The organism is Helicobacter sp. 11-8110 (assembly GCF_003288905.1).
Taxonomy (GTDB): Bacteria; Campylobacterota; Campylobacteria; order Campylobacterales; family Helicobacteraceae; genus Helicobacter_D; species Helicobacter_D colisuis.
On sequence record NZ_NHYL01000012.1, the window covers coordinates 13,277 to 36,272 of the forward strand.

Consider the following 22,996-nt stretch of genomic DNA (forward strand, 5'->3'; position numbering starts at 1 on the left):
TCCTTTTTAGGCTTCCTCTTTTTCTTCTTTAATAATTCTACTTTCTAAATTATGAGCCTTTTCATACTCCGTAATGATTTCTCGCACTTTCTCCCCATCAATATTTTCTTTTTCAAAAAGTTCTTTAACGATATTTTCAATAGCTTCTCTATAAGTTTCTAGTGATTCTTTTACAGCTTCAAAACGCTCATTAAGAATAGTTTTAATATAAGAATCCATTTTTTGTGCCATTTCCTCGCTATATTCTCTTGTGCTACCTAATCCACCATTTAAAAAAACATTGCGTTGTTTCTCTAGCACCATAAGCCCAGCTACATCAGTCATTCCATAATAGCTTACCATAGCTTTAATAATGTCTGTGGCTCTCTCTAAGTCATTACTAGCTCCGGTAGAAATTTCGCCTAAAAATACCGCTTCAGCCGCCCTTCCTCCGAGTAAAACATCCACTTCAGCAAGTAGTTCGTGCTTTTGCATCAGATATTTGTTTTCTTCAGGCGTATTAAGTGTGTATCCAAGCGCTGCCAAACCGCGTGGAATAATAGATACTTTGGTTACCTTTTTTGCCCCTTTAGTGATTTCTGCTATAAGTGCGTGTCCGCTTTCGTGGTAGGCAACGATTTTTTTCTCTTTTGGAGAGATTCTACGAGATTTTTTCTCCAATCCTGCAATACTTCTTTCCACTGCTTCTAAAAAGTCGCTTTGTTCAACTTCTTTTTTATCGTTTCTTCCTGCAAGAAGTGCGGCTTCATTAACAATATTAGCCAAGTCTGCTCCTGCAAGTCCGGCTGTTAGTTTTGAAACTTCAAATAAATCAACATTGCGAGCAAGTTTGATATTTTTGATATGCACTTTTAGAATCTCCACTCTACCTTCAAAATCAGGTTTATCTACTAAAACTTGCCTATCAAATCTACCTGGACGCAAGAGAGCAGGATCTAAAACTTCAGGTCGGTTAGTTGCCGCAAGCACGATAACAGGGGAGGAATCAGAATTAAATCCATCCATTTCGGCTAAAAGTTGATTGAGTGTTTGTTCGCGCTCATCATTTCCTCCACCCACCATTCCATTAGCGCGACTTTTACCAATGGCATCAATTTCATCAATAAAGATGATGCTTGGTGCTTCTTTTTTAGCATTTTCAAACAGGTCTCTTACTCTACTTGCCCCAACACCTACGAACATTTCAATGAAGCTACTTCCGCTAACTGAAAAAAATGGAACATTGGCTTCACCTGCTACAGCTTTTGCAAGAAGTGTTTTACCTGTTCCTGGAGGTCCCACTAATAGAACACCTTTAGGTATTTTAGCCCCAAGTGCAGCGTAACGCTCAGGATTCTTTAGAAAATCTACAATCTCTACTACTTCATCTTTAGCTTCTGCATTTCCTGCCATATCATCAAATTTAACATTAGGTTTTTCTGAATTGACAAGCTTTCTTGAGCTTCCAAATCCCAATATTCCACTTCCCATATTTTTTTGCATACGATTGGCCAAGAACATCCAAATTGCAAAGAAAATAAAGATGGGTAATACCCAACCAAAGAGCATATCGCTAAGCCAATTACTCTCGCTATAGCCAGTGTATTCCACACCTTTTTCATCTAGCAAAGGAATTAGCGTATTATCCGGACTTACTCTTTGAGCATTATAGACAATTTTTCCATTTTCGTTGTTTGAAGTTGCCTTGATATTGGTTTGTCCAATGGCAACAAAATCCACTTGTTTATTTTCAATGAGTTTTTTTAGCTCATAATAGTTGATAGTTTTAGTAGTATTTGCACCGCTTAGTCTGCTTACTTCGCCATTTGGGGACATGAAGCGAAAAACAACAATAGCAATGATTGCAAAAATAACAAACATCAAAAGAGGATTCTGATTGAAAAAATTATTAGGTTTTTTATCTTGTGGTTGATTTTGATTATTGTCTTGTCGTTGCATTATTATCCTTGTATTTTTTTGAAGGTTAAAGTTACCCATTCTTGATGATTATTTTGGGTAAGCAATTCTAAGTTTTTAAACTTATCAAGGACTTTTTTTGTATATTTTTCTAAAATCCCTGATAAGATTAATATCCCATCTTGTTTAACATACGAATCTAAAGGCAATGCTACAATAATGTCGGCTAGAATGTTAGCAACTACAACATCAAAGCAATCTTTTTTGTCAGCTATTTTGTCAATGGATCCCAAGAAAACTCTATCTAAAGTAAGATTGTTTTTTTTGGCATTGTCTTTGGTGGCATTCACTGCTATTTCATCAGTGTCGCAGCACCAAACTTCGGCACCACTTTTTTTAGCAGCAATAGCCAAGATTCCACTTCCACAGCCTACATCTAGGAGAGTTTTATTTTCTAAAGAGAGTTTATTAAGTGCTTCTAGGCAACCAAAAGTGCTACCATGATGCCCACTTCCAAAGGCTAGTGCAGGTTCAATAATGAGATTGAGTTTATCGGTTTTGGGAGAAAACCAAGGGGGATAAATATAATATTTTCCACATTCAATGGGTTGTATGGAATCGCGATATTTTGTGATCCAATCTTCATTTTTTTGAGTGCTTGATTCAAATTCAAGATGAATTTTTTCTTGCATAAGATCTTCAAGCTCTTTGCTATAGCTTTCTAATTGCTTTTGAATGGTATTGATGTCTTGATGAGTGCGAATAATAAAGCCATTTTCAATTTCTTCAATGGCTTCTTTGGTGATTTCTAATGCCTTATTCTCAAAAAGCCATAAAAATTTATCAACTTTGATATTGAGGCAATTATAAGATCCCATTGTTAGTCATTTACACCTAATACAACTTCTAATTTTTCTTTTAGAACTTGCGGGGTAAATGGTTTGACTATGTAGTTATTGACCCCTGCTTTGAGAGCTGTAATAACCTCTGCTTTTCCTCCCTCTGTGGTAACCATAATAATAGGAATATCTTTAAATCTCTCATCGGCACGAACTTTTTTAACTAAGTCTAAACCATTCATTTCAGGCATATTCCAATCGGTGATCAAAACTTTTACATCAGGATTAGCATTCATCTGATCCCAACCTTCAAGACCATTTTCTCCCTCTAAAATATCATTATAACCTAATCTTGCAAGTGTGTTTTTTATGATTCTTCTCATCGTAGAACTATCATCAACAACAACCATTTTCAAAGCAAACTCCTTATTACTAGCTAAAAATAAATTTCACTACAAAAATATTATAATATCATAGCAAAATTTACCATAAGCTACAATTAAATTTTTTGATCCCACGGGATTTTGTTATTTAAATTTTCTAAAGGCTTCTTTTAGATCAAGCTTTTTTTCATAGAAAGCTTTGCCTGCAATTACGCCATCTATTTTAGAAAGATAGAGCTTCTCTAGGTCTTCTAGGCACGATAATCCACCACTTGCAAGAGTAAATTTACCGCTACTTTGGGCGATTTCTTTGGTAAAATCAATATTGATTCCATTAAGCATTCCATCATTGCTAATATCTGTGCAAATAATCGCTTCTATAGGGCTGTTTTGAAATTCTTTTGCAAATTCACTTGCAAGCACTCTACCCACCTGATCCCAACCTTCTGTGGCAACTTTTCCATCTTTGGCATCAATCCCAATGATAATAGGATATTTTTGTGCCATTTCTTTGGCAAACTTAGGATCTTTTAGGGCAATGGAGCCTAGTATGATTCGATTTACCCCAAGATTTAAGTATTCTTTAATAGTCTCTTCATTGCGGATTCCACCACCAATTTCAATTTTGAGTGTGGAATTTTTGGCGATATTTTCTATCACTGCTTTATTTTGTGGTTTGCCACAAAAGGCTCCATCTAAATCAACAATGTGTAAATATTCTGCGCCCATTTCTTCAAAAATCTTTACCACTTCTAAAGGATTTTTATAATAAATTTTGGCACTTTCCATTTTGCCTTGCATAAGCCTTACAACACAGCCTTCTTTTAAATCAATTGCTGGAATAATTTGCATTTTTTGTCCTTGAAAGTTCCGCAACACATTAAGTGAAAAATTAATCGCAAAATTATATAGGAACATATCTATTTTTTTGCTTTAAACAAAAAGAGATTATATTCTATATAAGTCTAATTGCGCGTAAAACATAGGGTTAGATTAAGAAAATTTGAGAAAATTTTCTAAAATTTTTAAGCCTATATTGTGAGACTTTTCAGGGTGCGGCTGAATCCCAAAGAGATTATCTTTCTGCACCAAGGCTGCAAAATCTACTCCATAATGGCTTATTCCGATGGCATTTTTAAAATCACCCAAGTAATAACTATGTACAAAATACAAATAAAAATTTTCTTCTAAGTCTTTTGTAAGCGGGCTATTTTGGGTTTTATAGACAAGATTCCACCCCATATGTGGAATCTTCTCATCTTCTTTGAGTAGCTTTTTGTCAAATTTTATAATTTCGCCCTCTATCAAACCAAGTCCAAAATGCTCCCCAAACTCATAACTTTTTTGGAATAAAAGTTGCATTCCAAGGCAGATTCCAAGCAAAGGTTTTCCATTTTTTGCAAATTCTAAAATCGATTCTTTCATACCACTTTTTTCTAGATTTTCCATAGCTTCACCAAAGGCTCCAACACCAGGGAGTATTAATCGATCATAGTTTTTAAGCTCAGCAGGATTAGATTCAATTCTAACTTTTCCCCCAAGCTTTAAAATAGCATTTTGCACACTTGCTAGGTTTCCGCTATTATAGTCAATAATCCCAAGCATCTTTAATCCTTTCTAGCTCCAGCAGTGAATTTCACATAGACTGATAGCCCAGCAAGTAGTAGCGTTACCCCAACAATCAGATACACCGCATAGATAAGTTTTTCAGGCTCAATAATAGTGAATTTAAAAACTAGCATCAAGGCTTCAATGGCTAGAGCAATCACAATAGACCCCAAAAAGCGCGTCATTGTTTTATGCACCATTTTAGAATCTTGAGATTTTTGTCTTCCAAGCACTTCTTCTTCAAAGATTGCTCGAACTAAATCAAAAATAGCCAAAGAAAGAGTGATGAGAATCGTGGCTTCAAAAATATCCTTAATATCTAGACTATTAAATCTCTCCAATGCTTCCCACATGCTAATGCCACCTTTTACAAGCAGGAGCATACACACAAGAAGCAAGGATAAAGCCATTATAAAGTAAATCGCTTTTCCAATTCCAAAGGATAGCCCAAACAAAGGCGTGGTGCGCACAAGCTCTAGGCTTTTTTCCAAGCGCACATCCATACAAACGACATACGCAAGATTGCCATTGGTATCATAGAGAGGATAGGCAACCGTGATGACGAGATTCCCACTTGCAAGAGAGGGATAAGGGTCGGTTAGAATGCACTTTTTCTCACGCACAGCGCGGTAAAAGTAGGCGCGTTCATTGTGGTTTTCTCCCTTTTTGCACTCAATCTTAGAATCCCTAGAGATTCCATCAAGCACAATCGTTCCGCTAGAATCCAACACATAAATTAACTCAAAGATTCCAACTTCTTTTTCTATTTTTTGAATACCATCTACAATTTTGTTTAACTCAATGTGTGGCAAATGATTCTTGATATTGCGCTGCATTAAAAAACACAAGTATGCGCGGATTTCATAGCGCATTTCACTAAAATGTGTAATGTCTTTAGAGAGCATTTTAGATTCCTTATTTTATTTTGCGTAATTGTAGCAAAACTAGATAAACCTTTAATAAATGGATTTGTGTTTGTGTTTGGTTTTCTGTCATTGCGAGGAGCAACGCGACGAAGCAATCTATAAGCTAAATCTTGCCTTTAAATTCGCGATTCCATTGCAAAATCCCCTTTTGTGTTAAAATTATGGATTGCCGCACTCCGCTTCGCTTCGTTCGCAATGACGAAACAATCTACAATCTTATAAACCGAAACACTTACCACCTCGTCATTGCGAGGCATAGCCGAAGCAATCCATAATCTCGCAAAAAGTAGATTCCACAAGTGGAATCCCACAACAATAAATGTAAAATTTATCTTAACTTTTCTTGAAAAATTCCGATATAATAAATAAGTTTTTTATAAAAGTAGAAGGAAATGTTGAAAAAATCGTTGTTTGGATTTGTTCTTTTTGGGGCTTTAGGCACATTACTTTTCGCACAAACACAACCCAAAGTGCAAATTGGTGAAGCCCTAAGCGGAAAAGAAGCAAAGGAAATGTTACAAAACTTCCCAAAGGAAGTAAAATCTGCAATTAAGATTCCTCAAAAACAAACAAAGGTAGTTAAGGGTGCAAGAGGTGGAACTTATCCTTATAATAACGATGTTGTGCCACCTTTTAACCCCTCTACCGATTCGCTTGTTGCACTCAAAGATAGTGCGGGTAATGTCATTTTGTACATAACTTATACCACAGATAAACCATTCGCGGAAGTTGGAAATATTCTTGCCATAGATTCTAGCAGACTTGATAGCCCAAAAGATTATGCGGTGCAAAAGTGGAATCCTGACAAGAAAGAGCTCTATACAGAATATGTGAATGCTAGAACTTATTATAATGGCGGGAGAAATGCCACAGATAAATATCCTGAATGGGGTATGCCCTATTCTAATAGCTTTGGAATGTGGATAAAACTTGGCGGATACTTCTCTGAAGCCATTTCGTTATTTAACAGAAATGAAATATATAAGCAAGACGACCCAGCTTGGGAATATCAGTATTTTAATTTTGAACTATTGCCCTCTGGTTTGCTTTCTGTTACCACAAAGTATTCTGATTATTCTACGGAACGCATTATCACAACAAAGCCGATTCCTCTTAACAAATGGGTATATATTCAAGCAATAGAAAAAGTGTTAGATTATCAAATTGGTTGGAAAGCAGAAGATGGAAGCGATGAAGAATTAGTCCAAAAAACTTTTGGGAATCAGACAATTAAATTTTCAAAAGATGTTTCTTATCAGAGATATTTTAGTGCAGATGATTTAATGCGATATTTAGAAAATGACGAAACAAGATTCTATATTAACGCTAAAGAGCTTTTTTATAATCCCATTGTAGGAATGTTTGAACTTATGAGCAATTATAATGCAAAAGAGAAGCTAATCTATTCCACAGGTGGGCAGGTAACTTATGGTATTAATACCCTAATCCAAGAATCTTACATAGTCTTAACAGGTGGCACTTCCTCTATTTTAACTCTACAAGATATAGATATTTACTATGACCCACAAACACTAAATATACTTTTGATTGATTGGCGAGTTAATAGACAAGGAGCTGGGCAATGAATATCAACAATCCAATGCATATTAAACCCAAATTGGTTTCAAACAATTTGGGCACACTAGAGACTAATGGCAACTTCAAGCTAACAGAGGAAACAATCAAGGAATCCCAAGAACAAGCAAGAATAGCAAAAGAACAAGAGCGCATAAGACAAGCACGAGAAAGCACTAGAGCTAGGGTATTAAATGTTTTAGGCTCAAACTCCATTCAATCCTTTGGACTTAAGAGTTCAAACTCAAGCTTAAATGGAGACAAGCTAAACTACTTCACCCCTAGCTTCTACTCTCACTCTATCTCTTATGATGAGTTTGGTAGAACCAATTTTGATAATGCTTACCGCTGGAGCGGAGCAAATGGTGGCGGAGATATGCTTAATGCCGCTGGAAAGTCTCAATACCTCAATACGCCTGTGGGAGAAATGCAGGTTTTCTTAGACTTAGATGATGATAATGACCAATATGGAGTGGGGAGCATAGAATATATGGGGCAGCTCATTAACCTAGATGATAATCAAGATGGATTCTTGGATTCTAGCGATGAGTTTTTTAGTAAGCTAAAGCTAAAGGGTTACAACTCTAAGGGCGAGGAAATTATCTTAAAATTTAGCGATGTTTATAACTCTCTTGATTTGACGAAATTTGTCAATACGCAAAGAGATGTAGAGGAGAATATCAAGAAATATGGCTACAATAAAGGAAACTTAGAAAGTGGCACAAGCCTCTTTCGCCCAGAGGAAAGCTATAAAAAGCTCAATGACACGCAAAAAGACCAAATTAGAAAAATGTTTGCAGAAAATGCCGATGAAAGCGGTTGGATAGATTTAACAAAAACCTATAAAGACGAATACCGCCTAGAGAGGCTAACCTTTGAAAAACTCTTAAAAAACCTAGATTTTGCATATTCTAAGACGGATTTAAACGGCGGATTGAAGCTAGAGCGACTTAGATTTAGTGGATATGACGGCAGAGACGATAGAAAATATGGGAAGCAGGAGAGCTATTTAGCAGGTTTGCAGAATCGCTTTAACAAAATGTATCACGATTATTACAATAATGAAGAAGCCGATAAACTAGCAATCCGCAGAGAATTTCAGGCAATCACAGGTTTGAAGTTTAGCGAGGCAAATTTTAGAGAGTTTTACAATGGGTTAAATAGCTCCTCTACTGCTATGAAGTATGCAAGTGCGCTTAAGAGTGTGGATTCTGTTGTGGCAATGAGGTTAGACGATAATGGAATGATGACATTGAAGTTTGATTCAGGCAGAACGATGCGGTTAAGCCTTGATGAGCTATATACTAGCAATGGAGACTTTAACGACTTAACAGAGAGAAGCGAGAGAGCAAGTGCGTTTAGCGAGGCTATGAGCTTTGATGAAGAGGATTTAAACAAGCTAGACTTCAACAAAATAGGCGCAGACATAAATATGAATGGTTCTATTACCTCTCTAGCGGAACTTGGAGTGGAACTTATCCGCAAATTAAGCTTCCAAAATGGTCGCTCCGCCTTTATCCTAACAACAGGAGATGGCAAGGAACTCGTAGCAAATGCGCTGCATAAGATACAAAATGTGGAGAATATGATAAGATTCTCGGAACTAGAGGAGAAAGATAAGCTAAGAGGAAGCAAGTTTGAAATGGAAATGTAGGGAGGTTGCGTTTGCCACCGCGTCATTGCGATAGCAGAATCGTGGCAATCTATAATCTTGCATATTTGAGAGATTCCATTGCAAAAGTTTTCTTTATGCTAAATTATAGGTTGCCACGAATCGCGTTGCAATTCTAGCAATGGCAAAAGATAGTTGGTGTGCCACGATTCTATATAGAATCTCACAACTACAAAAAGTCAGAATTACAAGTGTGCGCCAACATTTTACAATCAAGGTTGAATCCCAACGTCTTAAGCTCCAAGCGATTCCAAGATTCCATTCACAGCCTCGCAAAATACGCCATAATACGCACTCTCTTGTGGCAACTTTTCTTTAACGCCCATTAGGATTCCGCAATAATCCTCTTGTGTTAAATTGCCCTTTAAAAGCTCGTAATTTAGGTATAAACCATAGGTGTTTAACACATCGCTTTGGCAATATTCATCAATTTTTTCATATTCCTCTTGATAATAAAGCTCTAGCACCATATCTCCGTGAATATCATACTTTCCTGGGAATCCCATAAGGTTTGCAAGCACATCAAGTTTTAATCCACGCACACTTCCAAAATTTCCCAATACATCAAGCAAATCGGTATGAAATTTTTCACTATACCTTTGGCGGTAGTTTTCCCACTTGTTTTTATTGTATTGAAGATTGTCTGTTTCAAAATATGCATTGGCTTGAAGTTTGTATTTCATCGCCCTAAGTAATAGCATTGGCAAGTCAAATCCCCTTCCATTAAAGCTTACTAGTTTGGGCTGATGTTTGTTTAAATAATCTAAAAAAGCTTGTATGAGCGATTTTTCTCTTTCTTCTTTGGTGTTGCCTATGGCTTTGAAGTTTCCTACCTTTTTAAAATAACCATATTCATCGCAAAAAATGGCAGCAATAGAAACGACTTGGTGGTAGCAAATGGGTAAAAATTCACTCCCACTATTTTCCTTTTGAATCTCCATTGCTTTTTTGCTAATGGCTAGTTCATTAGAAAAATCCAAGTTAAGTGATTCAAACTCTTTTTTAAAACCTTGCTTTATAAGTGCAGTATCAGGAATTGTTTCACAGTCAAATACCATTACCATAGCAAACCTTTGTGATAAATTTTAAAGTTATTTTAGTTAAAATCCTATCAATTTGACATAAAAAGGAGTGAAAATGCTACTTGGAGTAAATATTGATCACATTGCTACTTTAAGAGAAGCACGAAAAATCAATGATCCAGATCCTTTGGAAGCGATTTTTATCGCAAAGAGAGCAGGGGCAGATCAAATCACGATGCATTTAAGGGAAGATAGGCGTCATATGCATGATGAAGACATTTTGCGGATAGCACAATCTTCGTTTTTACCTATTAATATTGAGTCATCAATTAATCCTGCTATTATTGAATTTCTTTTAAAAATTGCTCCACATAGAATCACGCTTGTTCCAGAGAATAGAGAGGAAGTAACGACAGAGGGTGGGTTAAATGTTGTGGGGAATTTTGAGCGCATTTTGCAAATTACAAAAAGTTTTCAAGAAGTTGGCACGCAAGTTTCGCTTTTTATTGATTCTGAGGTAAGTCAAATTGAAGCCTCTAAGGAAGTGGGGGCAGAGATGATAGAGTTGCACACAGGGAGTTATGCGAATTTGCACTTAATGCTTTTTTCAAACTTACCTAAGATGAAAAATAGCATCAAAGAATTAGAATTGCCCAAAAAAGAGTTGCAAAATCTTTGGAAGCAGTCTTTGGATTCTCTTAAAAAAGGAGCAAAAAAGGCAAATGAGTTGGGCTTGGAGGTCGCAGCGGGGCACGGATTAAATTATGTCAATTTAAAGCCTATTTTGGAGATTCAAGAGATTGTGGAATTAAATATTGGACAGAGTATTATTGCAAGAGCAATTTTTGTTGGGCTAGAGAATGCTATTAGGGAATTAAAGGCTTTGTTGGCACAAAAAAGTCAATAAAAAGTGTTTTGCGCAACAATTAAAACAAAGAAAACAAAAAATTTGTAAATTTTTGTCAATTGTGGGCTTACTTTTATTTAAAATTTAGCAAAAAATGATAATAATTGCACCTTACAAAGTGATAAGTAGGGGACAGATCCGAACAGACTTTGAAATTTCAAGGAGATAATAATGAAAAAGTTATTTTTAGCATTTTTTGCATTAGCTAGTGTAGCATTTGCTGCTGAAGGTGCTGGTGAAATGTTGTTGTCTTATTCTGCAATTGCTGCAGGTATTGGATTAGGTATTGCTGCGCTTGGTGGTGCTATCGGTATGGGAAGCACAGCAGCTGCGACTATTTCTGGTATGGCTAGAAATCCTGGTGTGGGTGGTAAGCTTATGACAACAATGTTTATTGCATTAGCGATGATTGAAGCGCAAGTTATTTATACACTTGTTGTAGCTTTGATTCTTCTTTATGCTAACCCTTTTGCAGGAATACTAGGCTTATAATAACCCTTTTAAGATTCTAGTCTTGGCTAGAATCTTAAGCTTTTATTGCGCTGGTGGTGGAATGGTAGACACACCATCTTGAGGGGGTGGCGGGGCGACCCGTGCGAGTTCAAGTCTCGCCCAGCGCACCATACTTCTAAAATTTCTTTTGTAAAATAATCTATTCTTCTATAAATGTAAAATTAAATTATTTGAATACTATAAAGTATCGTAATTTGTGTTGGTTGATATTTGATTTTATGCTACAATCTTGCAAAATATTTGTAAAATACTTAGGGGATAATAATGTATGATGTTGTTTTGAATTTAAATGAAAATTATGTGCCTTATGCAGCAGTGCTAATCGCTTCAATTATTCAAAATACCAATCAAGATTCCAAATTAGAAAATAAAGCCTATCATTTTCATCTTTTAATGGATTCTATTAGCCAAGAAAATAGAGATAATCTAGAGAATCTTGCCTTAGAGCTTTCAAAAATTTATCCTTGCACACTCGCTATTTATATTTTAGATGACCAACTCTTTAGAGAATACTCTATGCCTACACTTAATGGAAATTATTTGACTTATTATCGTTTAAAGATTGGCGCTGCTTTGCCATTATCAATTAAGCGATGTGTTTATTTGGATGTAGATATGGTTGTTTTGGGCGATTTAAGAGAGCTATTTGAGGTGGATTTGCAAGGTAAAATTTGTGGGGTTGTAATGGAGCACCATTCTCAAAAGATTTTTAAGCCCAAAAATCAAGCTTATCAGCCCATAAATATTACAGGTAGTTATTTTAATGTCGGAATGTTGCTTATAGATTTGGATTTGTGGAGACAAGAAAATGTAGAAAATAAGGCTTTTGAGATTGGAAAAAATTATCGTTATTCCTTCCACGATCAAGATATATTAAACATAGTTTTATCTGGGAAAACTCATAAGGTTGGAATAGAATGGAATCTTATGGTTTGTGTTTATTATCGTGCGATTTGTAAAGATGAAAAAGGTAGAGATAAACTTCCTTATTATAGAAAAGACTTTAATGGTGCATTGCAAAATCCCAAAATCTTGCACTATTTCACACACACTAAACCTTGGAATAACGCTAAAATCTATTTGGATTATCATAATAAATTTTTAGATCAATATTGGTGGGATGTGGTGGAGCAAACCCCTATTTTTAAAGAGAAATTATTACCACTCAAGCCACAAGCAGATAGTGCCTTAGCTTTTCAATGTTTGATTGGATACAAGCTTTTAAGATATTATCAAAAAGGCTTATTTATTCTAATTCCATTTTATACTTATTTTCTTATTAAAAATAAAGATTCAATAGAGCAAGAAGAAATTCCACTAAAAGATTATAATTTAGCTAGAGATATAGGAAGAGTTGCTTTTAATGCTTATCATAAACGCAAAAAAGTAAATTAATTTCATTCCCTTTTAGAATGTTGCATATGATTAAAAACTTCAAAAAGAATCAAGCAAGGATTTTAGGCTAGGAGTATCGAATAAAATTTGATAATTTGTTGTGAAGCGATGTGCAAGGAATAAAATTAGAGAGAATCCAAGATTCTCTCTAATTTTTATTTGAGATTGAAATAATCTTTGATGGCTTCTGCTTTATCAGTTTTTTCCCAAGTGAATTCAGGCAATTCTCTACCAAAGTGTCCATAACTTGCAGTTTTTTGATAAATAGGGCGGAGTAAGTCTAGACTTTCAATAATGCCTTTTGGTGTAAGGCGGAAAAGATTTTTAACGCATTCTTCAATTTTGGAATCTTCTACCTTTCCTGTTCCGTGAGTATTGACAAGAATTGATACAGGTTCTACCACTCCAATAGCATAGGCAATTTGAACGGTGGCTTTATCGCAGATTCCACTTGCCACAAGATTTTTTGCGACATATCGCATCGCATAAGCACCACTTCTATCGACTTTGCTTGGATCTTTTCCACTAAAAGCTCCCCCACCATGCGGACAGCTTCCACCATAAGTATCAACAATGATTTTTCGCCCTGTTAGCCCTGCATCACCTTGAGGACCACCGATGACAAATTTTCCAGTTGGATTGATAAAGTAGCGGATATTGTCAGTTGCAAATTGCTCTGGCAAAGATTTTTTGATAACTTCTTCAATAACGGCACTTCTAAGTGTTTCTTGAGAAGTCTCTGGACTATGTTGAGTTGAGACAACAATAGTGTCAATGCTCACAGGGATTCCATTGGCATATTTGATTGTAACTTGAGATTTGCCATCAGGGCGCAAAAAGGGAAGTGTTCCATCTTTTCTAAGGGCGGCTAATCTTTCGGTGATTCTGTGGGAAAGATAAATAGGAAGTGGCATTAAAACATCAGTTTCGCGACAAGCATAGCCAAACATTAAGCCTTGATCTCCTGCTCCAATCTCACCATCTTCTCTATCTACACCTTGATTAATATCGGGGCTTTGCTCTCCGATTCCATTAAGCACACCAGCACTGCGGTAATCAAATCCATAACGCGCATCAATATAGCCAATCTCTCGAATCACGCTTCTAGCAATGTCTTGCATAGGAGCATAAGCGTGAGTTTTTAATTCCCCGGCAATCACACAATAACCATTAGAAAGTAAAGTTTCACAAGCTACTCTAGCCTTTGGATCGCGCTCTATAATATAATCTAAAATCGCATCGCTGATTTGATCAGCCATCTTATCTGGATGTCCCTCGGTAACTGATTCAGAAGTAAAAAGAAATTCTTTTTTCATAAATTCACCTTGTATTTTTAATTTTTGTAATCTTATCAAAAATAATCTTAAAAAGTGTAAAAAAGATTCAAGAAATATTTAATATTGAATTTATATTACTATTGGTATCATTCCAGTTGATATTTTTTATCAACAAATTATTTTTATAAAGGATTTAAAATGTTAGTAACAAAAAAAGCTCCAAATTTCAAAGCACCTGCTGTTTTGGCAGATAATCAAATCGTTAATGATTTTGAACTTTCTAGAAATCTTGGTAGAAATGGCGCAGTCGTTTTCTTTTGGCCAAAAGATTTTACATTTGTTTGCCCTTCAGAAATTATCGCTATGGATCACAGAGTAAAAGCTTTTGCAGAAAAAGGTTTTAATGTAATTGGTGTTTCTATTGATTCTGATGTTGTTCATTTTGCATGGAAAAATACTCCAGTTAATCAAGGTGGAATAGGAAATGTTCAATTCCCTATGGTTTCTGATATTACAAAACAAATCTCAAGAGATTATGAAGTTTTAATTGATGAAGCAGTTGCGCTAAGAGGTTCTTTCTTGATTGATAAAAATCAAGTTGTTCGCCACGCTGTAATCAATGACCTTCCACTTGGTAGAAATATGGATGAAATGCTAAGAATGTGTGATGCATTAACTTACTTTGAAGAAAATGGTGAAGTTTGTCCAGCTGGTTGGAACAAGGGCGATAAAGGTATGAAAGCTGATGCTAAAGGCGTAGCAGACTATCTTTCTAAAAACGCAGATAAACTTTAATTTGCTACAATCCCTCTAGCCAAAAAGGCTTAGGGGGTTTAACTAATTCCCCCCTTTTGAGATTTAGCTTTCTAATTCTTGCGCTAGGTTATCTTTAGCTTCTTTAGGCAAATTGGCTAAAAAATTCTCCATATTAAAATTAATATTTTGTGTTTTTGCTTCATTTAAGAGAGCAATAGCTTTTTTGGAATTAAAATGATTAAGCGGTGCATATGGTTCAAAAAGGCAGTTGGTAATGGCTAGAGCATACGCATTTTTTTTGGTCTCATCTGTGGCAGCGTGAGGAGTGTCAATGTAAGAGATACTCTGAATTAGGATTTCATCAAATTTCCAATAATCAAATAAAAATCCCAAAAAAGATACGCTATCAACACCACAATAATGATTCTCTACTTCGTGAATGTCTTGGAAATTATGAGCTTTATTTTCAGCCAAGAACTCCTTGTCTTTATTGGACCTAATAAGTATGTCAGAGAGCAAAATCATGCCCAATCTTAAAAGCATTGCACAAGGCACAAGCGTATTTGCTAGGGCTTTATCTTCTTCTTTGAGCCAATTTGAGATGAAATCTACTTCCTTAGAGCAGTTGTTAAGAAAGTCTGCAGTGTCCAAACCATAAGGAGAAACATCAATAGTAAAGGTAGATTTAATGGAATTGGCTAAAACAACATTTTTGATATTGTTGATTCCTAGTAAGGAAATAACTTGCTGAATCGTAGATACTTGTCGCGAGAATCCATAAAAAGGAGAGTTTGCAAGGCGCAATAATTCTGCGACTAAAAGCGGATCTTTTTGGATAATGGTAGCAATCTTTTTGATTTCCAAATTTGCACCATTAGAATCAATATAATTACGCAATTCTGTTACGGTGCTTGGTAGAGGTGGAAGATCTTGAATAGCCTTTAATAATAAGGGGTTCATACATTTATCCTTGTTTCCAATTATTTTTGCTTAATTTTATATTATTTTTTTTAAAATTTCACTTATTTATTGAGCGGTAATTAGGGTGAATATTAAAGCGATATAGTGTAAAATATTGAATTATTTGGAATATTTGGCAAGGAGAGTTTATGCGTTTTGGGAAAATTGATTATTTGAATCTTTTGCCTTTTGAAGTTTTTATACGCGCGTATCCAACACCTTCTCAATTTATGTTGTGTTATAAAAAACGAAAATCTTATCCAGCTAGACTTAACAAAGAGTTTTTATTTGGCTACATTGATGCAGGGTTTGTGTCTTCTATTACAGCTTTAGGAAAAAGTAATTTTTTTGCCTCAAAAATTGGAATTGTCGCAAGAAAAAAAGTCTTAAGCGTTATTTGCCTAAAAGAAGAAGAAGGGAGTGATTATCAATCAGCAACTTCTAACGCACTTTTAAAGGTTTTAGGCTTAAAAGGGCGTGTTTTGATTGGAGATCGAGCATTAATAGAGGTTTTAAAACAGCAAAAGGAAGCCAGAGAAGATTATATTGATATGGGGGAATATTGGGTTTCTAGGCAAGGGTTGCCTTTTGTATTTGGGAGATTATGCGTAAGAAAAGATTTAACTTTTTTTAAGAAAATCATTCAGGCTTTTAAACAAAAAAGTATTAAAATACCTTACTATATCTTAGAGGAAGCTTCTTTAAAAACAGGGGTAAGCAAAAAGCAGATTTTAGAATATTTAAAAGTTCTTTCTTATGAGATTGATAAAAAGGCTAATTTTGGTATGCAAAGATTTTATAGAGAGTTGCGAATTTTGGGAATTAAACCTCCAAAACGATTCTAAAATAATGCGTTTAATGTTAAATATAATTTTTTATTGTATAATAATAACTTTGATTTTATAAAATTCCAAAATTTTTGGTGAAATATAGGAGTAAGGAAATGGAGAAAACATTATCCATTATTAAGCCAGATGCAGTAAAAAAGAATGTTATTGGTAAAATTGTTGATAGATTTGAAAGCAATGGCTTAAGAATTGCCGCAATGAAAAAAATTCAATTAAGCCAATGTGATGCGCAAGAGTTTTATGCCATTCACAAAAGTCGTCCCTTTTTCAATGATTTGGTTGCTTTTATGGTAAGTGGTCCAGTTGTTGTAATGGTATTAGAAGGCTTGAATGCAGTTGCGAAAAATCGTGAATTAATGGGTGCTACAAACCCTAAAGAAGCAGCAGCAGGGACAATAAGAGCAGACTTTGCTGAAAGCATTGATGCTAACGCAGTGCATGGAAGTGATAGCTTAGAGAATGCAGAAAAAGAAATTAAATTTTTCTTTGCAGAAAGAGAAATTTGCTAATTGGCTTCTAAGATTCCTTTTTTAAGAGCATTTCAAGCTTGTAGAAATGGAGAGAAGATTCCATTTAGTCTTCAAAAAGATTCAGTTAAGTTTGAAGGTTTCTTGTCTTATGATAGAACTTATAGAGACTTTATCAGGCTTGATGCGAGTTTGCAAGGAGAGATGGAGTTAGTATGCGATTTGAGTGGAGAAGAATACTTAGAGACATTAGACAATGAAGTTTCATTTTATCTTAGCAACGGAAAAGTTAGCTTGGATAATGAACATTTTGAAGAAGTTGTTGAATGTGAGAATGGAAGTATTGATTTGGAGGAAATTTTGAGGGGCGAATTGGAAATGATTCGCTGTGATTATCATATTAAAACTAAAATTTAAGGAGTAAAAAATGGCAGTACCAAAGAGACGCGTAAGTAAAACAAGAGCAGCAAAGAGAAGAACGCATTATAAAATCACTCTAGCAATGCCCATAAAAGATAAAGATGGCACTTGGAAAATGCCTCATAGGGTAAATAAATTTACTGGAAAATATAAAGACTAAAATCAAGGCTTGGTAAGTATTGTGAAAATTGCTGTTGATGCAATGGGTGGTGATTTTGGAGCTTCACCGCTTGTAGAAGGTGCTTTGTGGGCATTAAAAGAGCGAGATTTTTCGTTAGTTCTTATTGGGGATAAAACGATTCTTGAACCTTTGATTCCTGCAAATATGGTAAATAGAGTTCAAATCATTCATTGTGAAGATTTTATTGCAATGGATGATGGTGCTACTGCAGCACTTAAGCGTAAAGATAGCTCAATTTACCTAGCTATGGAAATGCTCAAAAACAAAGAAGTAGATGCGGTGGTTTCTGCTGGGCATAGTGGTGCAACTATGAGTTTGGCAACTTTAAAAATTGGACGCTTAAAAGGCATTTCTCGTCCTGCAATTTGCACCTTGATGCCACGCACTGATGGAAATAAAAGTCTCATTGTTGATGCAGGTGCTAATGTGGATTGTAAGCCTGAAAATCTTTTTGAGTTTGGCGTTATGGGGCATGAGTATGCAAAATGGATTTTGAAATACCCTAAAGTGCGAATCGGATTGCTTGCCAATGGAGAAGAAGAATGCAAGGGCAATGAAAACACAAAAGCGGCAATGGAAATATTAAGGAATCATCCAAGCTTTATTGGAAATATTGAAGGCAATAATATTTTTGATTCTTCAGTTGAGGTGATTGTTTGTGATGGTTTTGTCGGAAATGTTGTCCTTAAAACAAGTGAGGGCGTTGCAGATTCAATCATTCATCTCTTAAGACAATATATCAAAGATTCCTTTGCAGGAACTTTTGGAGCATTGTTTATGCGAGGTGTGTTTAAGAAGCTTAAAAAGCAAATTGATTATGCAGAATACGGCGGTGCGCCACTTCTTGGCATTGATGGGAATGTGATTATTTGTCATGGGAAAAGTAATGCTAAAGCAATGAAAAATGCAATTTTTCAGGCAATTTCTACGATTGAAAATGGCATTAATGATAAGATTCTAAGTGCCTTGCAACAATATAAAATAACAACAAAATAATTTTTAGGAGTTCCTATGGAGAAAAAAATCTATGCAAGTTTAAACTCCATTGGGGCTTATGTGCCAAGTCGAATTATAACAAACGATGATCTTTCAAAAATTGTTGATACAAGCGATGAATGGATACAAAAAAGAACGGGAATTAAAGAGCGGAGGTTTGCTGATTCCACTGAAGCGACAAGCGATTTAGCAACTAAAGCAGCACAATTAGCCATAGAAAGGGCAAAGCTTAGCCCCGATGAAATTGATATGGTTATTGTAGCAACTATTTCTCCAGATTTTCTTTGTATGCCTTCAACGGCTTGTGTGGTGGCTAATAATCTTGGGATTATTAATAAACCTGCTTTTGATATTTCAGCAGCGTGTAGTGGCTTCATTTATCTTTTGTATCTTGCAAAATCATTTATTGAATCGGAAGCTTGTAAAAATGTCCTTATTATTGGGGCAGAGAAGCTATCAAGTATTATTGATATGGAAGATAGAAGCACTTGTGTTCTTTTTGGAGATGGAGCGGGAGCGGCTGTGATTGGTAGAAGTGAAGATTTTAGTCAAGCTATTTTGGATGTAAGAGTGGCATCTAATGGTGGCTATCAAGACTTTTTGATGACACCTGGTTGTGGGAGTAGGAATCCTGCGAATGCTAAAATGCTTGAAGAGCGGTTGCAGTTTATCAAAATGAAAGGCAATGAAACCTTTAAAATAGCGGTAAAAACTCTCACTAATGATGTGATTGAAATTATGAAAAATAATCATCTAACAAAAGACGATATTGATTTTTTCATTCCTCATCAAGCTAATATGCGGATTATTTCAGCAGTGGGTGAAAGCTTGGGATTTCCGATTGAAAAAGTGGCTCAAAGTGTGCAAAAATATGGTAATACTTCGGCTGCTTCGATTCCTATGGCGATTAATGATTATTATGAAGCAGGAGCATTAAAGAAAGGTTCTAGGTTGCTTCTTGATGCTTTTGGTGGTGGATTAACTTGGGGATCAGCAATTCTTAGTTTTAATGGAGAGTGATTAAGTTAAGCAATGAATATAATTTTGATTAATTGCAAATAAGATAGAAACTTGACTTTTGTTTGTATTATTGATTCTAAGGAATAGATATAGGTTGTTTGGTTGTTTTTGTTAATTTTTTAATATTCAAGATTTGAGCTAAAGTTTTTAAAGTTGGTTTGTTTAAAATCTGTTCTTTATATTTGTGTTTTTTAATAACTAAAAACAGTTTAAAAATTTTTAGGAAATGAAAAATAAAATGGTGATTTAAAAAAGGGTGATATTTTATGATATGCAAAAGAAACTCACTTTTGCGCCCTTAGCTAGAAAATATCACAATATGATTCTCCATTGTGCAAAGTGGAGCTTTTGGTGTTTTCGCACTCTAAGATTCCATTTTTAAGCACAAAAGACACAGATTTATCAGAGTTAATTCCGATAAAACCATTATTTTGTATTTTGAAATAGCAGCGGCTAGGCTGCGTATCTAAGTTTTTATAAAGTTTGGATAAGTCAAGGTTTTGGGTGGAATTGTTTTGAGCTTTGATATGGTTTCTTAGTGCAATTTTAAAATTAAGAACTTGAATTTGCAGTTTTTTATCACAAGCGCTTTGTTGGTAATCAAAAAGCTTTGGGATTCCAAAGCTAAGTAAGATTCCAAGTAAAAGCAAAACTAGCAAAACTTCCAAAAGCGTGAAGGCTCTGTGATTCAAAAGAGGTTTATTAAAATACAATAGAATTGCTTAGAAGCGGTATTATAAGTGGAGTTGCTGAAGTGAGATTGATTTGATAGAGCAGTTTTTGACAAGTGTCTCCATTGGCATCTGGAGTGTCAGCAGCAGAAATTTCTAGAAAACGCACTTGAGTTGGCGAACTAGCTTGTGTGCCATTTGAATTGCTTAATAATTCTGCACTAATGCAAGATCCTCCGCTAGATGCTTCAAGTTTTGTAGAAATCGTATAATCTCCTAGATTCCAATTGGATTCACTCAAAGTGATAGCATCGCTAAAAGTGCCTTGTCCTTGAGAGAGGAAATAGGCAGGAAAAGAGCTCTTTAGGGTGCTTATATCGCTTTTTAGTGCGACAAGTTTGGCATCATCGCGACTAGCAGAGATTTTTGGAATAGCAATGGCGGCTAAAATACCTAAAATGACTAGAATAAACACTAGCTCAAGCATCGTAAAAGCTTTTTTATTTTTTGGCTTCATTGCATTCCCTAATTTGTAGCTATTATGCTTTTTATTTAGATTCTAGTGATTTTATCACTTTCTATCGTGTGTGTAAAGGGTTTTTAGTTTTTTTTGGTATCATTAGAGAAAATTTTTGGGAATAAAAGGATTGAAATATGATAGAAACTAAGATAAGCTCGGGGAGGGGGGGCAGATAATAGCGCTTCTTTAAAGAAAAATATTGTTTTACTTGGTGGAAGTAATTCGGTAATGGTTAATGGGTTGCAAAAAGGAATTAGAGAGGGAATTGCAAAACTCAATGAAAATAGAAAAGAAGAAGAAAAGTTAGAGTTTTATAATTTTGCATTGGGAAGTTCCATTAGTTTGCAAAATCTTTATGAATTATTAAGAGAGAGAAATAGTTCTATTTTGCAAAATACTGATCTTATTATCACCGAATCTAATATTAATGAAATTATTAATAATCATCATGAGCGCATCAGAACCCCCTTGGAAAAGATTTTTGCAAGTATTGAATGGTTTTATGGAACGCTTTATAATTTGCAAAAGCGCGTTGTTGTCTTGCTTTTGCCACTATTTGGACATCCCAATGAGGTCGCAATTAATAATGCCCATAGAATTTGTGCTAATCGATATGGATTTAATCTTATTGATATGCAAAAAATATATGCGCAAGATAATTTATGGGATTTTTATAAATATTGGGGAGCTCATCAGATGGTGCGACTTATGAGTGCAATGGGAGAAAATATTATTAAATCTTTTAATGATTTTCAAAAAACAAAAACAATTGAGTTTTCTCCAAAGTTGCCGAAATTTGAAATTGTATCACCTAAGCAGATGATTCTTTCTAGTGAAAATATTGAAACTAAAACGCTTAAAAATTCAGCCTTTTGCGAGGAGATTTATAGAATTAGAAGCGGAGTGTGTTTGCAATTTCCCACAGAATATAAAGGGTTTCATTTATTGGGCATTCATGCTTGGAATGAAGGAAAGCCTGAGGTTGGTTCTATTTATAATACTTGCTCTAGTATTATTGTTAGCAATTTTAAGCAGAATCTTATTAAGGCTAGTTCGCTTATAAGGCTATTTAATACCATTAATGCTGATTTTATTGTGGATAATAATACTTCTGTGCGTTTTAATGAACTTAATCACCCTGTAACAGAAGGCAGTGAAGCTGTCATTCCAAATCAGCATACTAAAATTTTAGATTATTTTGATCTTATCGATTTTTTATTGGCTAGTGGAGGAGAATGGCATTATCCTATGCCAGATAATCATGAAACCATTGAAATAGAATCTAAATATAACTTTAACCATTTAATCCCTGATATTAAACTTTATAAAGAAATCATAGATGAGTATTGCAGATTAATGGATCCGATTAAACTTGCCCCCCTCCAAACCCAACTCCAACAAAAAGACCAAATCATCCAAGCTAAGACTCAAGAATTAACTTCAAAGAATCAACAACTCACCCAAACCAAAAATCAACTAGATTCCACCAAACAACAACTCGATTCTAAAGTTAAAGAACTAACTTCTAAAACTAAAGAACTCTCCTCTCTCCCTATCAAAAAATAAACTTTAGAAATAAAGAATCTAGAACAAGATAATTTATTAAAGCAAATACAAATTCAAGAAGCTAAACAAGACCTAATCAATAAACAATTACACACCAAACAACTTGAAAAAGAATTAGGATATGAATCTAATGTTTTAAAAGAATTAGAAATAAATAAACAAGAATTAATTCAAACTAAGAATCAACTAGATTTTGCTAAAAAACAATTAGAATCTGCAAATAAAATTCTATCTTCTAATTCAAACCCTTCTCATCCAATTCAAAATACTTCTAACTTTAAAGGAAAACTTGCTTATCTTAATACTCTCACTACTGCTAAAGATAGAATCCACAATCATCTCTCCTATAAACTAGGACAAGCTATGATAGAAAATTCTAAATCTTTACTAGGATATATTAGAATGCCTTATGTTTTATCTTATATCAAAGATAAACATAAACAAGAACAACAACAATACCAAGAAGCTATTAAAAAGAATCCTAATCTTAAACTCCCTAATTTAGAATCTTATCCTGATTACAAAGAATCTTTAAAAGAAAAAGAATGTCTTACTTATAAACTAGGAGAAGCTTTTAT

26 protein-coding genes, 1 tRNA gene and 1 pseudogene are annotated in these 22,996 nt (G+C 34.8%); 15 read left to right on the forward strand and 13 right to left on the reverse strand.

The genetic code is table 11. The annotated features are described in order from the left end of the window. Positions 1-6: 6 nt before the first annotated feature. From ftsH to CCY98_RS07955, 7 genes are all read right to left on the reverse strand, one after another. Positions 7-1,938, reverse strand: coding sequence for an ATP-dependent zinc metalloprotease FtsH (gene ftsH, locus CCY98_RS07925; RefSeq protein WP_112058014.1), 1,932 nt, complete (start codon positions 1,936-1,938; stop codon positions 7-9). Between the two features lie 2 nt (positions 1,939-1,940). After that, a complete protein-coding gene (gene prmA / locus CCY98_RS07930) occupies positions 1,941-2,774 on the reverse strand; it encodes a 50S ribosomal protein L11 methyltransferase (RefSeq protein WP_112058015.1) in 834 nt (277 codons plus the stop codon). A gap of 2 nt (positions 2,775-2,776) precedes the next feature. Further along, complete coding sequence (locus CCY98_RS07935) at positions 2,777-3,151, reverse strand: chemotaxis response regulator CheY (RefSeq protein ID WP_112058016.1); 375 nt, start codon at positions 3,149-3,151, stop codon at positions 2,777-2,779. A 111-nt stretch (positions 3,152-3,262) separates the two neighbouring features. Beyond that, a complete protein-coding gene (gene hisA, locus CCY98_RS07940; RefSeq protein ID WP_112058017.1) occupies positions 3,263-3,970 on the reverse strand; it encodes a 1-(5-phosphoribosyl)-5-[(5-phosphoribosylamino)methylideneamino]imidazole-4-carboxamide isomerase in 708 nt (235 codons plus the stop codon). Between the two features lie 141 nt (positions 3,971-4,111). After that, complete coding sequence (gene hisH / locus CCY98_RS07945) at positions 4,112-4,723, reverse strand: imidazole glycerol phosphate synthase subunit HisH (protein ID WP_112058018.1); 612 nt, start codon at positions 4,721-4,723, stop codon at positions 4,112-4,114. 2 nt (positions 4,724-4,725) lie between these two features. Further along, positions 4,726-5,631: a PDC sensor domain-containing protein gene (locus tag CCY98_RS07950; protein WP_112058019.1), complete on the reverse strand. Its 906-nt coding sequence runs from the start codon at positions 5,629-5,631 to the stop codon at positions 4,726-4,728. A gap of 137 nt (positions 5,632-5,768) precedes the next feature. After that, on the reverse strand, positions 5,769-5,951 hold the full coding sequence (locus CCY98_RS07955; protein WP_112058020.1) for a hypothetical protein: 183 nt from the start codon (positions 5,949-5,951) through the stop codon (positions 5,769-5,771). Positions 5,952-6,044: 93 nt separating this feature from the next. On the opposite strand from CCY98_RS07955, the gene CCY98_RS07960 reads away from it, so the two are divergent. Beyond that, positions 6,045-7,238, forward strand: coding sequence for a hypothetical protein (locus tag CCY98_RS07960; RefSeq protein ID WP_146743791.1), 1,194 nt, complete (start codon positions 6,045-6,047; stop codon positions 7,236-7,238). Next, complete coding sequence (locus CCY98_RS07965) at positions 7,235-8,881, forward strand: hypothetical protein (protein WP_112058022.1); 1,647 nt, start codon at positions 7,235-7,237, stop codon at positions 8,879-8,881. Before CCY98_RS07960 ends, CCY98_RS07965 begins: the two co-directional genes overlap by 4 nt. Positions 8,882-8,974: 93 nt before the next feature. Here CCY98_RS07965 and CCY98_RS08400 read toward each other — a convergent pair whose 3' ends face one another. Both CCY98_RS08400 and CCY98_RS07970 read right to left on the reverse strand, forming a co-directional pair. After that, positions 8,975-9,175, reverse strand: a complete 201-nt coding sequence (locus CCY98_RS08400) for a hypothetical protein (RefSeq protein WP_146743792.1) — start codon at positions 9,173-9,175, stop codon at positions 8,975-8,977. Beyond that, positions 9,133-9,963, reverse strand: coding sequence for a 3'-5' exonuclease (locus CCY98_RS07970; protein WP_112058023.1), 831 nt, complete (start codon positions 9,961-9,963; stop codon positions 9,133-9,135). The genes CCY98_RS08400 and CCY98_RS07970 overlap by 43 nt, the downstream gene beginning before the upstream one ends. A gap of 73 nt (positions 9,964-10,036) precedes the next feature. Between CCY98_RS07970 and CCY98_RS07975 the strand changes: the two genes are divergently transcribed. The 4 genes from CCY98_RS07975 (at position 10,037) to CCY98_RS07990 (ending at position 12,736) form a co-directional block, all read left to right on the forward strand. After that, entirely contained in the window at positions 10,037-10,828 is a 792-nt protein-coding gene (locus CCY98_RS07975; RefSeq protein ID WP_112058024.1) for a pyridoxine 5'-phosphate synthase, read from the forward strand. A gap of 171 nt (positions 10,829-10,999) precedes the next feature. Next, on the forward strand, positions 11,000-11,320 hold the full coding sequence (locus tag CCY98_RS07980; protein WP_006656070.1) for a F0F1 ATP synthase subunit C: 321 nt from the start codon (positions 11,000-11,002) through the stop codon (positions 11,318-11,320). 47 nt (positions 11,321-11,367) lie between these two features. Beyond that, a tRNA-Leu gene (locus CCY98_RS07985) sits at positions 11,368-11,451 on the forward strand. 154 nt (positions 11,452-11,605) lie between these two features. Further along, the gene (locus CCY98_RS07990) at positions 11,606-12,736 is read left to right on the forward strand and encodes a glycosyltransferase family 8 protein (protein ID WP_258440097.1); all 1,131 of its coding nucleotides are present in this window, start codon (positions 11,606-11,608) and stop codon (positions 12,734-12,736) included. Between the two features lie 155 nt (positions 12,737-12,891). Here the strand turns inward: CCY98_RS07990 and metK are convergent, their stop codons facing one another. Continuing rightward, complete coding sequence (gene metK / locus CCY98_RS07995; RefSeq protein WP_112058025.1) at positions 12,892-14,052, reverse strand: methionine adenosyltransferase; 1,161 nt, start codon at positions 14,050-14,052, stop codon at positions 12,892-12,894. Between the two features lie 159 nt (positions 14,053-14,211). On the opposite strand from metK, the gene CCY98_RS08000 reads away from it, so the two are divergent. Next, entirely contained in the window at positions 14,212-14,808 is a 597-nt protein-coding gene (locus CCY98_RS08000; protein WP_112058026.1) for a peroxiredoxin, read from the forward strand. Between the two features lie 63 nt (positions 14,809-14,871). Here CCY98_RS08000 and CCY98_RS08005 read toward each other — a convergent pair whose 3' ends face one another. After that, entirely contained in the window at positions 14,872-15,729 is an 858-nt protein-coding gene (locus tag CCY98_RS08005) for an HDOD domain-containing protein (protein ID WP_112058027.1), read from the reverse strand. Positions 15,730-15,878: 149 nt separating this feature from the next. On the opposite strand from CCY98_RS08005, the gene CCY98_RS08010 reads away from it, so the two are divergent. From CCY98_RS08010 to CCY98_RS08035, 6 genes are all read left to right on the forward strand, one after another. Then, on the forward strand, positions 15,879-16,574 hold the full coding sequence (locus CCY98_RS08010) for an MqnA/MqnD/SBP family protein (RefSeq protein ID WP_112058028.1): 696 nt from the start codon (positions 15,879-15,881) through the stop codon (positions 16,572-16,574). A 98-nt stretch (positions 16,575-16,672) separates the two neighbouring features. After that, positions 16,673-17,086, forward strand: coding sequence for a nucleoside-diphosphate kinase (gene ndk / locus CCY98_RS08015; protein WP_112058029.1), 414 nt, complete (start codon positions 16,673-16,675; stop codon positions 17,084-17,086). Further along, a complete protein-coding gene (locus CCY98_RS08020; protein ID WP_112058030.1) occupies positions 17,087-17,461 on the forward strand; it encodes a hypothetical protein in 375 nt (124 codons plus the stop codon). A 10-nt stretch (positions 17,462-17,471) separates the two neighbouring features. Continuing rightward, positions 17,472-17,624 carry a 50S ribosomal protein L32 gene (rpmF, locus tag CCY98_RS08025; RefSeq protein WP_112058031.1) on the forward strand — a complete coding sequence of 51 codons (153 nt, stop codon included), beginning with the start codon at positions 17,472-17,474 and terminating at the stop codon, positions 17,622-17,624. 21 nt (positions 17,625-17,645) lie between these two features. Beyond that, a complete protein-coding gene (plsX, locus tag CCY98_RS08030; RefSeq protein WP_220101908.1) occupies positions 17,646-18,641 on the forward strand; it encodes a phosphate acyltransferase PlsX in 996 nt (331 codons plus the stop codon). A 15-nt stretch (positions 18,642-18,656) separates the two neighbouring features. Next, on the forward strand, positions 18,657-19,661 hold the full coding sequence (locus CCY98_RS08035) for a beta-ketoacyl-ACP synthase III (RefSeq protein WP_112058032.1): 1,005 nt from the start codon (positions 18,657-18,659) through the stop codon (positions 19,659-19,661). A 302-nt stretch (positions 19,662-19,963) separates the two neighbouring features. On the opposite strand, the gene CCY98_RS08045 is transcribed toward CCY98_RS08035, so the two are convergent. Together CCY98_RS08045 and CCY98_RS08050 are read right to left on the reverse strand one after the other, a co-directional pair. After that, complete coding sequence (locus tag CCY98_RS08045; protein ID WP_112058034.1) at positions 19,964-20,374, reverse strand: prepilin-type N-terminal cleavage/methylation domain-containing protein; 411 nt, start codon at positions 20,372-20,374, stop codon at positions 19,964-19,966. Next, positions 20,364-20,849, reverse strand: coding sequence for a prepilin-type N-terminal cleavage/methylation domain-containing protein (locus CCY98_RS08050; RefSeq protein WP_112058035.1), 486 nt, complete (start codon positions 20,847-20,849; stop codon positions 20,364-20,366). The genes CCY98_RS08045 and CCY98_RS08050 overlap by 11 nt, the downstream gene beginning before the upstream one ends. Before the next feature lie 231 nt (positions 20,850-21,080). Between CCY98_RS08050 and CCY98_RS08495 the strand changes: the two genes are divergently transcribed. Together CCY98_RS08495 and CCY98_RS08060 are read left to right on the forward strand one after the other, a co-directional pair. Beyond that, complete coding sequence (locus CCY98_RS08495; protein WP_181566571.1) at positions 21,081-22,418, forward strand: hypothetical protein; 1,338 nt, start codon at positions 21,081-21,083, stop codon at positions 22,416-22,418. A gap of 315 nt (positions 22,419-22,733) precedes the next feature. Then, positions 22,734-22,996: pseudogene (locus tag CCY98_RS08060) on the forward strand (alpha-2,3-sialyltransferase); the annotation flags it as partial.

What these genes read in the sequence shown, in the direction of transcription:
- ndk (WP_112058029.1), top strand. Translation starts at nt 16,673, where the DNA reads ATGGAGAAAACATTATCCATTATTAAGCCAGATGCAGTAAAAAAGAAT.
- CCY98_RS08035 (WP_112058032.1), top strand. Translation starts at nt 18,657, where the DNA reads ATGGAGAAAAAAATCTATGCAAGTTTAAACTCCATTGGGGCTTATGTG.
- hisH (WP_112058018.1), bottom strand. Translation starts at nt 4,723, where the DNA reads ATGCTTGGGATTATTGACTATAATAGCGGAAACCTAGCAAGTGTGCAA.
- prmA (WP_112058015.1), bottom strand. Translation starts at nt 2,774, where the DNA reads ATGGGATCTTATAATTGCCTCAATATCAAAGTTGATAAATTTTTATGG.
- metK (WP_112058025.1), bottom strand. Translation starts at nt 14,052, where the DNA reads ATGAAAAAAGAATTTCTTTTTACTTCTGAATCAGTTACCGAGGGACAT.
- CCY98_RS07950 (WP_112058019.1), bottom strand. Translation starts at nt 5,631, where the DNA reads ATGCTCTCTAAAGACATTACACATTTTAGTGAAATGCGCTATGAAATC.
- rpmF (WP_112058031.1), top strand. Translation starts at nt 17,472, where the DNA reads ATGGCAGTACCAAAGAGACGCGTAAGTAAAACAAGAGCAGCAAAGAGA.
- CCY98_RS08050 (WP_112058035.1), bottom strand. Translation starts at nt 20,849, where the DNA reads ATGAAGCCAAAAAATAAAAAAGCTTTTACGATGCTTGAGCTAGTGTTT.
- CCY98_RS08495 (WP_181566571.1), top strand. Translation starts at nt 21,081, where the DNA reads ATGGTTAATGGGTTGCAAAAAGGAATTAGAGAGGGAATTGCAAAACTC.
- CCY98_RS07965 (WP_112058022.1), top strand. Translation starts at nt 7,235, where the DNA reads ATGAATATCAACAATCCAATGCATATTAAACCCAAATTGGTTTCAAAC.
- hisA (WP_112058017.1), bottom strand. Translation starts at nt 3,970, where the DNA reads ATGCAAATTATTCCAGCAATTGATTTAAAAGAAGGCTGTGTTGTAAGG.
- CCY98_RS08005 (WP_112058027.1), bottom strand. Translation starts at nt 15,729, where the DNA reads ATGAACCCCTTATTATTAAAGGCTATTCAAGATCTTCCACCTCTACCA.
- CCY98_RS07975 (WP_112058024.1), top strand. Translation starts at nt 10,037, where the DNA reads ATGCTACTTGGAGTAAATATTGATCACATTGCTACTTTAAGAGAAGCA.
- CCY98_RS07960 (WP_146743791.1), top strand. Translation starts at nt 6,045, where the DNA reads ATGTTGAAAAAATCGTTGTTTGGATTTGTTCTTTTTGGGGCTTTAGGC.
- CCY98_RS07990 (WP_258440097.1), top strand. Translation starts at nt 11,606, where the DNA reads ATGTATGATGTTGTTTTGAATTTAAATGAAAATTATGTGCCTTATGCA.
- CCY98_RS08000 (WP_112058026.1), top strand. Translation starts at nt 14,212, where the DNA reads ATGTTAGTAACAAAAAAAGCTCCAAATTTCAAAGCACCTGCTGTTTTG.
- ftsH (WP_112058014.1), bottom strand. Translation starts at nt 1,938, where the DNA reads ATGCAACGACAAGACAATAATCAAAATCAACCACAAGATAAAAAACCT.
- CCY98_RS07980 (WP_006656070.1), top strand. Translation starts at nt 11,000, where the DNA reads ATGAAAAAGTTATTTTTAGCATTTTTTGCATTAGCTAGTGTAGCATTT.
- CCY98_RS08010 (WP_112058028.1), top strand. Translation starts at nt 15,879, where the DNA reads ATGCGTTTTGGGAAAATTGATTATTTGAATCTTTTGCCTTTTGAAGTT.
- CCY98_RS07970 (WP_112058023.1), bottom strand. Translation starts at nt 9,963, where the DNA reads ATGGTAATGGTATTTGACTGTGAAACAATTCCTGATACTGCACTTATA.